Source organism: Prescottella subtropica (genome assembly GCF_005434945.1).
Taxonomy (GTDB): domain Bacteria; phylum Actinomycetota; class Actinomycetes; order Mycobacteriales; family Mycobacteriaceae; genus Prescottella; species Prescottella subtropica.
Genome location: NZ_SKCH01000024.1, coordinates 46637 through 57266 on the forward strand (window position 1 = coordinate 46637; position 10630 = coordinate 57266).

Annotated in this window: 7 protein-coding genes, 1 rRNA gene and 1 riboswitch; of the genes, 2 read left to right on the plus strand and 6 right to left on the minus strand. The window is 70.7% G+C overall.

The genetic code is table 11. The features are described 5' to 3' along the window. Positions 1-7: 7 nt before the first annotated feature. A complete protein-coding gene (locus E0497_RS17225) occupies positions 8-1321 on the minus strand; it encodes an aminotransferase class V-fold PLP-dependent enzyme (RefSeq protein WP_137726019.1) in 1314 nt (437 codons plus the stop codon). Between the two features lie 49 nt (positions 1322-1370). Next, positions 1371-1485: riboswitch (SAM riboswitch) on the minus strand. Positions 1486-1625: 140 nt separating this feature from the next. On the opposite strand from E0497_RS17225, the gene E0497_RS17230 reads away from it, so the two are divergent. Together E0497_RS17230 and E0497_RS17235 are read left to right on the plus strand one after the other, a co-directional pair. Continuing rightward, positions 1626-5546, plus strand: a complete 3921-nt coding sequence (locus E0497_RS17230) for a Pls/PosA family non-ribosomal peptide synthetase (RefSeq protein WP_137726020.1) — start codon at positions 1626-1628, stop codon at positions 5544-5546. Beyond that, a complete protein-coding gene (locus E0497_RS17235) occupies positions 5543-6847 on the plus strand; it encodes a M1 family metallopeptidase (RefSeq protein ID WP_137726021.1) in 1305 nt (434 codons plus the stop codon). Before E0497_RS17230 ends, E0497_RS17235 begins: the two co-directional genes overlap by 4 nt. On the opposite strand, the gene E0497_RS17240 is transcribed toward E0497_RS17235, so the two are convergent. The 5 genes from E0497_RS17240 to rrf form a co-directional block, all read right to left on the minus strand. Then, positions 6833-8119, minus strand: a complete 1287-nt coding sequence (locus E0497_RS17240) for an MFS transporter (RefSeq protein WP_137726022.1) — start codon at positions 8117-8119, stop codon at positions 6833-6835. The genes E0497_RS17235 and E0497_RS17240 overlap by 15 nt on opposite strands. Further along, the gene (locus E0497_RS17245; RefSeq protein ID WP_137726023.1) at positions 8116-8769 is read right to left on the minus strand and encodes a GntR family transcriptional regulator; all 654 of its coding nucleotides are present in this window, start codon (positions 8767-8769) and stop codon (positions 8116-8118) included. The genes E0497_RS17240 and E0497_RS17245 overlap by 4 nt, the downstream gene beginning before the upstream one ends. Before the next feature lie 51 nt (positions 8770-8820). Then, positions 8821-9642: an ABC transporter ATP-binding protein gene (locus tag E0497_RS17250; protein WP_137726024.1), complete on the minus strand. Its 822-nt coding sequence runs from the start codon at positions 9640-9642 to the stop codon at positions 8821-8823. Next, positions 9639-10328, minus strand: coding sequence for a FadR/GntR family transcriptional regulator (locus E0497_RS17255; RefSeq protein WP_137726025.1), 690 nt, complete (start codon positions 10326-10328; stop codon positions 9639-9641). Before E0497_RS17255 ends, E0497_RS17250 begins: the two co-directional genes overlap by 4 nt. Positions 10329-10508: 180 nt before the next feature. Continuing rightward, positions 10509-10625, minus strand: a 5S ribosomal RNA gene (gene rrf / locus E0497_RS17260). Positions 10626-10630 lie beyond the last annotated feature (5 nt).

Genomic DNA, 10630 nt, shown 5'->3' on the forward strand with positions numbered 1-10630 from the left:
CAGCAGGTCAGACGCACTCGGCGGCACCGGCGGTGCCGGTGGAGAAGCCGCGGGTCTCGGGGACCGGGTTCCACAGGCCGTCGGTCTTGCCGTAGTTCCAGGTGGCCTGGCCGGCGGCGAGCTGCCGGACGGCGGCGATGAGACGTTCGACGTCGTCGGAGCCGGTGCCGAGGCCGAGGCTGGCGCGGACGGCGCCGCCACCGAGACCGATCCGGTTGAGGACGGGGTGCGCGCAGAAGCGGCCGTCGCGGACACCGATGCCGTGTTCGGCGGACAGGTAGGCGGCGATCTGGCCGGGCTCGTAGCCGTCGATCGTGAACGTGACGATGCCGACGGTGTCGGGGGCGTCCGCCCACAGCCGCAGCAGGTGCACGCCGTCGATCTCGGCGAGTCCGTCCGTCAGGCGCGTGGACAGCACCCGCTCGTGCTCGACGACCTGCCCGAAGTCCAACGCGGCCAGCGCATCGCATGCGGCGGCGAGCGCGGCGACACCGAGGACGTTGGGGCTGCCGGCCTCGTGCCGGGCCGGGGCCTGCGCCCACACGGTCTCGTCGAGGGTCACCTCGCGCACCGCGCCGCCACCGGCGAGGTAGGGCTCGGCGGCGTCGAGCCAGTCGCGGCGGCCGACGAGGACACCGGCGCCGAACGGCGCGTACAGCTTGTGGCCGGAGAAGGCCAGGTAGTCGACGCCGGTCGCGGCGAGGTTCACGCGACGGTGCGGGGTGAGCTGGGCGCCGTCGACGAGGATGCGTGCGCCGTGGCGGTGCGCGATCTCGGTGAGTTCCGTGATGGGCAGCACCTCGCCGGTGACGTTCGACGCGCCGGTGACCGCGAGCAGGGCGGCGGGGGCGGCGCACAGTTCGGCGTCGATCCGGGCGATGGTCTCGGCGACGGTGTCCGCGGCCTCGACGACACGGGAGTTCTTCCACGGCAACAGGTTCGCGTGGTGCTCGATGTCCAGGACGACGACGTCGCCGGGCACGCAGTTCGCGAGCAGGTTGAGCGAGTCGGTGGTGTTGCGGGTGAAGACGACCACCTGGTCGGTGTCGGTGCCGACGAAACGTTCGACGGATCCGCGGGCACTCTCGTAGGCGTCGGTGCTCACCCGGGAGGCGTAGCCGGCGCCGCGGTGGACGCTGGCGTAGAACGGCAGCAGTTCCTGGAGGCGGTCGGTGACCTGCGCGAGGGCGGGGGCGCTGGCCGCGTAGTCGAAGTTCGCGTAGGTGCAGGTGCCGCCGCCGATCAGCGGAACCTGCGTGTCACAGCCGGACACCCGGGCGAGCGGGGCGGTGGAACAGGTAGCGGCCAGTACAGCGGTCATCACAACATCCTTCGAGTCCCGGGGCCCGTCGGCTGTGAGACGCCATCGGAGTCCGCGCTTGCCATGTCCTCGTGGACGATGGCCTGGTCGTCACCCGGAGCACCCCACCGCGGTTGGAGGGTTGCCGACCAGCTAGCCGGGGCTTGACGCTGGTACTCGTGACCTGGCGACGAGAATGGCAGAACGTTTCGGGGGCTGTCAACCCGGATACTGGTGACGGGCCCGTTCACCGAACGGCAACCCGGAGATGAGACAACTGCGCGACAGCAGCATCGATACAGACCAGCAGGACAGGACTTCAGCCGTGCCCCTCCGCTCCGCTTCCGACACGGGCCGACGTTCGGCGATCCCCGAGGTGTTCCTCCGGTCGCCGCACGCGCCCGCGCCGCGCACGCTCGTCGACATCCTCGAGGCGACAGCCGCGGCGCATCCCGACGCGATCGCGGTCGACGACGGTGACGCGCCGCTCACCTACCGCGAACTGCTGAGCGAGATCGCTTCCGGTGCAGAACGACTCGCCGCCGCCGGGGTCGGCGCCGGTGACCGGGTCGGGGTGCGGATGCCGTCCGGCTCCCGCGAGCTGTACGTCGCGATCCTGTCGGTGCTGGCGGCGGGGGCCGCGTACGTGCCCGTCGACGCCGACGACCCGGACGAGCGGGCGGAACTGGTGTTCGGGGAGGCCCGGGTGGCCGCGATCCTCACCGGCGACGGGATTCGACCGGGTACGGCCCCGGCCCGCACCGGTGCCGCCGAGGTGCGCCGTCCGACACTCGACGACGACGCCTGGATCATCTTCACGTCGGGGTCGACGGGCACCCCGAAGGGGGTGGCGGTCACGCACCGTAACGCGGCCGCGTTCGTCGATGCCGAGGCGCGAATGTTCCTGCAGGACAGTCCGCTGAGTCCCGGCGATCGGGTGCTGGCCGGGTTGTCGGTGGCGTTCGACGCGTCGTGCGAGGAGATGTGGCTGGCGTGGCGGCACGGCGCGACGCTGGTGCCCGCGCCGCGCTCGCTGGTACGCAGTGGCATGGATCTCGGTCCGTGGCTGGTCTCTCGGGACGTCACGGTCGTCTCGACGGTCCCGACCCTCGCGGCGATGTGGCCGGCGGAGGCGCTGGAAGCGGTGCGGCTGTTGATCTTCGGCGGTGAGGCGTGCCCGCCGGAGCTGGCCGAACGGCTCGCGGTGCCGGGCCGCGAGGTGTGGAACACGTACGGCCCCACGGAAGCCACCGTCGTCGCGTGCGGCGCCCTGATGGACGGCACCGGTCCGGTGCGGATCGGGTTGCCGCTCGACGGCTGGGATCTCGCGGTGGTGGACGCGTCCGGGGAACCGGTCGCCGAGGGTGAGGTCGGGGAACTCGTCATCGGCGGTGTCGGCCTGGCGCGATATCTGGATCCGGTGAAGGACGCCGAGAAGTACGCTCCCATGCCGACTCTCGGCTGGGACCGCGCCTACCGCAGCGGCGACCTGGTCCGCCTCGACACCGCGGGCCTGCTGTTCCAGGGCCGCGCCGACGACCAGGTCAAGATCGGCGGCCGGCGCATCGAGCTCGGTGAGGTCGACAACGCGCTGCAGAACCTGCCCGGTGTCGCGGGGGCGGCGGCCGCGGTCCGGCGCACCCCCGCCGGCACCGCGATCCTCGTCGGCTATCTGGCCAGTACCGACCCGCACTTCGACGTCGACGCCGCCCGGGAGCAGCTGTCCGAACAGCTACCCGCCGCTCTGGTGCCGCGACTTGCGCTGGTCGACGAGTTGCCCACCCGCACGTCCGGCAAGGTCGACCGCAGCGCGCTGCCGTGGCCGCTGCCGGGCACCGAGCAGGATCCGGAGACGCTGGGCCTGGACGGCACCGCGGCGTGGGTCGCGGGCCTGTGGTCGTCGATCCTCGGCGCGGCCGTCCGCGGCCCGGACGCCGATTTCTTCGAGATGGGCGGCGGGTCGCTGTCCGCGGCGCAGCTCGTCACCGCCTTGCGGGAACGCTTCCCGGAGGTGACCGTCGCACAGTTGTACGACCGTCCGCGGTTGGCGTCGCTCGCCGGGTTCCTCGACGAACTGTCCCCCACCGTGACCTCCGCGCCGCGCCGCGTCGCCCCGGTACCCCGCCGGGCGCAGGCCGCGCAGATCGCGGCGACCGTGCCGCTGATGACACTGACCGGCCTGCAGTGGGTGACGTGGCTGGCGATCGCCGGGAACGTGCTGTCGTGGTTCGACGTCGACTGGGCACCCACCCTGTCGTGGTGGTGGGTGGCGCTCGCCTTCGTCGCGTTCATCACCCCGATCGGCCGCATGACGATCGCGGTCGCCGGGGCCCGACTGCTGCTCCGACGCCTGCAACCGGGCACGTACCCGCGCGGCGGGCCGGAGCATCTCCGGTTGTGGGTCGCGCTGCGCCTGGTCGAGGCGAGTGGCGCCGACAACCTGTCCGGGGCGCCGTGGATGCTGTACTTCGCCCGCGCGCTCGGCGCGAAGGTGGGACGCGGCGTCGACCTGCACACCCTGCCCCCGGTGACGGGCATGCTCGAACTCGGCGACGGCTGCTCCGTCGAACCCGAAGTGGACCTGTCGGGGCATTGGATCGACGGCGACGTCGTGCACATCGGCGCGATCCGGATCGGTGAGGGTGCCGCGATCGGGGCCCGGTCGACGCTGCTGCCGGGCGCCCGGATCGGCCGCGGCGCCGAGGTGGCGCCGGGGTCGGCGGTGTTCGGGAAGGTCAAGGCCGGCCAGCACTGGGCCGGCTCCCCCGCCGTCAAGATCGGCAAGGCGACGCATCCGTGGCCCTCCGAGACACCACCGCGGGCCACGCAGTGGGTGCCGATCTTCGGTGTCACGTCCGTGCTGTTGGCGGGCATGCCGATCTTCGGTCTGGCTTCCGGTCTCGCCGTGGTCGGGTGGCGGGTGCGCGGCGCCGACGGTCTCGGTGACGCGTTCGGGCGGGCGTTGACGGTCCTGCCGGCCGCAACCGTGCTGAGCCTGTTCGTGTTCGCGGCGCTGACGGTGATCGCGGTGCGCCTGCTGTCGATCGGGCTCACCGAGGGCTACCACCCGGTCCGCAGCCGGGTCGGGTGGCAGGCCTGGGCCACCGAACGGTTGATGGACTCGGCCCGCACGTTCCTGTTCCCGCTGTACGCGAGCCTGCTGACACCGCTGTGGCTGAAACTGTTGGGCGCCAAGGTGGGCCGCGGCACCGAGATCTCCACGGCACTGGTGCTGCCGAAGTTCACGACGGTCGCGGACGGCGCGTTCCTGGCCGACGACACGATGGTCGCGAGCTACGAACTCGGCGGCGGCTGGATGCGCATCGAACCAGCCAAGATCGGCAAGCGCGCGTTCCTCGGCAACTCGGGGATGGCCGGTCCGGGACGACGAGTCCCGAAGAACGGGTTGGTGGCGGTGCTGTCTGCGGCGCCGAGCAAGGCCAAGTCGGGGTCGTCGTGGCTGGGCAGCCCGCCGGTCCGGTTGCGCCGCGCCGCGAGCGAGTCCGACGCGTCCCGCACGTTCGCCCCGCCGCTGCGGCTGAAGATCGCCCGCGCGGTCGTCGAGACCTGCCGGCTGATCCCGGTGGCGGTGACGTTCGGGATCGGCCTGTCCGTGCTGTTCGCGCTGGCTCAACTGGTGGCGGTCGGCGGGTTCGAGCTCGCGGCGGTCGCCTCCGGCCTGGTCCTGATGGTGGCGGGTGCAGTCGCCGGCCTGATCTCGGTGGCCGCGAAGTGGCTCGTCGTCGGCCGGATCGGGGTCGTCGAACATCCGCTGTGGAGTTCGTTCGTGTGGCGCAACGAGGTGTCCGACGCGTTCGTCGAGACCGTCGCGGCCCCGTGGTTCGCGCGCGGCGCGAACGGCACGGCCGTGATGAACGTGTGGCTGCGCGGTCTCGGCGCGACGATCGGCCGCGGCGTCTGGTGCGAGACGTACTGGCTGCCCGAGGCGGACCTGGTGACGCTCGGGGACGGTGCGACGGTGGAACGGGGATGCGTCGTGCAGACGCATCTGTTCCATGATCGGATCATGTCCATGGACACCGTCACCCTCGGCGCCGGCGCCACCCTCGGCCCGCACTGCGTCGCACTGCCCGCGGCCGGACTCGGGGACGGTGCCACCGTGGGTCCGGCGTCCCTCGTCATGCGCGGCGACGTCGTCCCGGCGTCGACCCGCTGGCAGGGCAATCCCATTGCGCCCTGGAATGATCCGGTGTCGGGGAACACCGCGGACGGCGGTGCCCGATGAAGGTGGACGAGCCGATCGACCCGTACCTGCCCGGGTCCGGGAACCGCGGCTACCGGGTGTCCCGCTACGACCTCGAGCTGACGTACAAGGTGCACAGCAACCGGCTTGCCGGGAAGGCGTCGATCACCGCGACCACCACCGACGTCCGGGGCCGCTTCTCCCTCGACCTCGCACAGACGATGCAGGTGGCGAAGGTGTCGGTGAACGGGCGGCGCGGCGCGAAGTATGCGCACCGCGACGGCAAGTTGACGATCACCCCACCGCAGAAGATCCCGGCCGGTGGGGCGCTGGCGATCACCGTCCAATACGCGGGCAATCCGCAGCCGGTGACGAGCATGTGGGGGGAGGTCGGCTGGGAGGAGCTGTCCGAGGGTTCCCTGGTGGCGAGCCAGCCGAACGGGGCGCCGTCGTGGTTCCCGTGCGACGACCACCCGAGTTGCAAAGCAAGCTACCGGATTTCGATCACCACCGACTCGCCGTACCATGCGGTCGCGAACGGTGAGCTGGTCCGCAAGCAGACCAAGGCCAGCCAGACCACGTGGGTGTACGAGCAGTCCGAGCCGATGGCCACGTATCTGGCGACCGTGCAGATCGGCCCGTACGTACGACGACGCCAGGACGGCTCCCGGGTCCCGGTGCACGCGCTTCATCCCGCCGAGCTGCGCGAGCCGTTCGACCACGATTTCGCCCGCCAACCGCAGATGATGGATGTCTTCGAGGAGCTGTTCGGCCCGTACCCGTTCGACGACTATTCGGTGGTCGTCACCGGTGACGAGTTGGAGATTCCGATCGAGGCGCAGGGCCTGTCGATCTTCGGCGCCAATCATTGCGACGGCCGACGCGGTTCGGAGCGTCTCGTCGCGCACGAACTCGCCCACCAGTGGTTCGGCAACAGTCTCACGCTCGGGACGTGGAAGGACATCTGGCTGCACGAGGGCTTCGCGTGTTACGCGGAGTGGTTGTGGTCGGAGCATTCCGGTGGGCCCGATGCCCACACCCACGCCCTGGCGGCGTATCGCGGGCTGGCCGGAAAACCACAGGACATCGTGCTCGGCGATCCGGGGCCGCGGGACATGTTCGACGACCGCATCTACAAGCGCGGCGCCCTGACCCTGCACGTGCTGCGGCGGCGGATCGGCGACGACGCGTTCTTCTCGCTGCTGCGCGACTGGACCACCAGGTACCGGCATGCGACGGTGTCCACCGAGCAATTCACCGATCTGGCAGCGCATTTCACCGACGAGCCACTGCGCCCGCTGTGGGACGCGTGGCTGTCGGCGTCGGCGCTACCGCCGCTCTGACGCAGCCTCGATCGGCTCCGGCAGGTGCCGACGCCATGCGACGAGCACGAGCAGCAGGCACGCGGCGGCCGCGATCGCCCCGACGACGAACATCGTCGGGTAGGTGAGGGTGGGGTCGATCTCGACGATCATCGCCATCACCGCGGGCGCGGCGAAGCCGAGGTAGGTGAGCGAGTAGAAGACGGCGGTGAGTCCGGCGAGGTCGTCGGGCCCGGCGATCCGCTGGATCTCCTGCAGCCCGGACACCAGGGCCAGGCCGTAGCCGCAACCGAGGACGGCGGACGCCAGGATCGCCATCGGGATCGTCAGGACGTTCGCGGTGATCGCCGCGATCGTCATCCCCAGCACCAGAACGGCCAGTGCCACCGCGACGGCGCGCGCGTTGCGCGGGGTGTCGATCCGACGTCCGAGCGCCTGGATCGCGAACCCCGAGCCGAGTCCGACCATGCACAGCAGCGCAGAGAAGGCGACCGGCGCGTCACCGGCGCGGCTGGTCATGAGGGCCGGGACGACGGCGTACGCGGAGGCCGCCGACCCGAACACCCACGGGGCGACGGGCACGACGACGTACAGGAACCGCCGGTGCCCGGCGGCCGGGATCTTCAGGTCGTCGCGCAGCGGTTGCCGCCGGGACTTCGGTGTCGCGGACCGGGTCTCCGGAACCCGCAGCAGCGCGACGCCGATCGTGAGCGCCAGCACGGCGTGGATGCCGTACGCGAGAGCGCTCGGCCACGGCCCCCACTGCGCGAGAACGCCCGCGACGCCGGCGCCGATACCGAATCCGGCGGTCAGGCTCATTGCGGCGCGGCGTGCGCCGACTCCCGCACGAGCCGACGGGTCGTATCGGCGTATCGACAGTTCCTTGAGCCAACTGCCCCCGACAGCCATACCGAGTCCGAGGCCCGTCCCGGACAGTACCCGCCCGACGGTGAGCCCCAGCGCGGAGTCCGCCCCGACCGCCAGGACGAGCGATCCCGCCGCGGCAACGAACGGGGCCGGCAGCATCAGGGGACGACGCCCCAGCCGGTCGGACAGCGGGCCTCCGACCAGCAGGGCCGGGACGATACCGAACACGTACGCGAACAGGAACGTGTCGACCACGACCTGGGTGAAACCGTGGTCGAGTTTGTACATCACCAGCAGCGGCGTGAACTGGTTGCCGCCCCACGCGACCACGAACATGCCGGCCGCGACCAGCATCCAGGGCCGGACGGACGACCTCGGTGCGGCGGTGGTGGTCGCGGCGGCGGTGTCGTCGCGGGTCGTGGTCATCGCCGGCCTCCCTGCCCGAGTGCATGCACCTCACGCATGTGGGTGCGGACGGCCGTCGTGAACGCGGTCGTGTCCCCGGCCGCGATGAGGTCGGCGAGACGCGCATGGTCGTCGACGATCTTGGTGATCTGTTCGGGGTCGCGGGCCAGCGAGTGTGCGGTCATCCGGCGTTGCCGCTCCCGCAGAGTGTCGTAGAACGATTCGAGCAGCGGGTTGCCGCCCGCCCGCACCAGCGTGCGGTGGAAATCGGCGTCGAGCAGGCTGAACGCCGCAGCGTCCCCGCCGGCCCCGACGAGTTCCCGCTGCCGGTCGAGGTTCTCCCGCAGGGCCGCGACAAGTGCGTCCCGGGCACGCGGATCGGCGGCGACGGCCTCGGCGGCATGCGTCTCGACGAGCCGACGCGCGTCGACGACGTGCTCGGCCTCACCCTCGGCGACGGGCACGACGAGCGCACCGCGCTTCGGATACAGCCGCATCCACCCTTCGGTTTCGAGTCGGAGGAAGGCTTCGCGTACCGGCGTGCGACTGACGCCCATGCGCGACGCGATCTCGCCCTCACTGATCAGCTCCCCACCGGGCAGCTCGCCCGAGAGGATCAGTTCCTTCACCTCGCGGTACGTCGACTCCGCCGCGGACAACACCTTAGACACAAGATGTATTTATACGCTGCGCGGCCGGTATGTACACGGGTGAGGTTCGTCTCACACCTCGGGGTTCGTGGGTGCGGGACGGGACCGCGCCGCATACCGACCGCCGTGGCAGACGATGTCGATCGGGTGATCGAAGCATTCCGTGATGCGTTCGGTGGTGATCACCTCGACCGCCCGCCCCTGCGCGGTGACCCGCCCGTCCCGCAGCAGTACCGCGTGCGTGGTGGTGGTCGGGATCTCCTCGATGTGGTGGGTGACGAGGATGCTGGCCATCTCCGGATGCTGCGCCCGCATGTCGTCGAGCGCGGTGAGGAGCTGCTCGCGGGCCGCGAGGTCGAGTCCGGTGGCCGGCTCGTCGAGCAGCAGCACCGGTGGTTGCGGCATGAGGGCCCGCGCGATGAGTGCCCGTCCCCGCTCTCCCTGGGAGAGCACCGGCCAGCGGGCGTCGATGCGCGACGACATCCCCATCATCGCGATCAGCTCCGCCGCCCGGGCACGGTCCGTGTCCGACGGCTGCCACCGCTGCACGAACTCGGGTGTGTTCGTCAGCCCGGTCAGGACCACGTCGCGGACGGTCAACGGACGGTCGATCGCGTGCCGCGGGTTCACGTGCCCGATGTGTGCCCGCAGCTCACGCATGTCGACCCGCCCGAGACGGTGCCCGAGGACGTGGACCGTACCGCGGGTGGGATGGGTGACCGCTCCCAGCAATCCCAGCAGCGTGCTCTTGCCGGCGCCGTTGGCGCCGAGCAGCACCCAGTGCTGACCACGCTCGACGCGAATGTCGATGTCGCTCAGGATTGCTCGCCCGTCCCGCACCAGGTGGACGCCGTCGGTGCGCAATACCGGCGCATCGTCGATCGTGGAGGTCACGTGCCTCTCCTTCCGCCGTGCAACGACGCAATCATCGGGTCGAGGTTCGCGACGGTCGCCGCCACCGCGGCCGCACCGTCACCGGATTCGAGGGCGTCGACGAGGACGTCGTGGGAATGGCTGGTGTCCGGGACGTGTGGCTCGCCCACGACCATGTCGACGAGGGCGCTGTGCAATATCGGACGGACGGTGTCGAACAACGCAGTGAGGACGGAGTTGCGGGCCAGCGCCACCACCGACCGGTGGAAGTCGAGGTCGGCGGTCACGAATGCCTCGGCCCCGGATTCCCGACGCGCATGCCGCTCGGCTACCTGCCGGCGGAGATCGGCAAGATCCTCCGGTCGCGCCCGTTCGGCCGCCGACCGGGCCGCCTCGACCTCGAGCGCGCGCCGCACCTCCAGCACCTCGAGAAGCCGAGCCCGCCGCAACGTCCGCTCCAGGGTCGCGTCGTCGAGAGCCTCGACGACGAAGGTCCCGACGCCGTGCCGTACGTCGAGCAGCCCGTCCCGGACGAGCAGTCGCACCGCTTCCCGCACCGAGGACCGTCCGACACCCAGCTCGACGGCGAGATCCGTCTCACTGGGCAGGCGATCACCCAGGGCCCAGTCACCCGATTCGATCCGCCCCCGAAACAGCGCCTCCACCTGCGGAACCAACGGACCCCTCCGCAACCCCGGTTCGATCATCGAACTCACCTCCACTGTCGAAATTCTACAATCATCAGACGTCTGATGTCTTGCGATCGGTGTCGATGATGCTGCTTTCTCCGTAGATGCCGCCGGCGGGTTCCGGGCCCACCACAAAAAAAGGGGTACAGAAAGCAGTGAGGGCCCCCACCTATTGGTGGGGGCCCTCACTGAAAAGGTGTTCGGCGGTGTCCTACTCTCCCACACCCTGTCGAGTGCAGTACCATCGGCGCTGGAGGGCTTAGCTTCCGGGTTCGGAATGGGACCGGGCGTTTCCCCTCCGCTATGGCCGCCGTAACTCT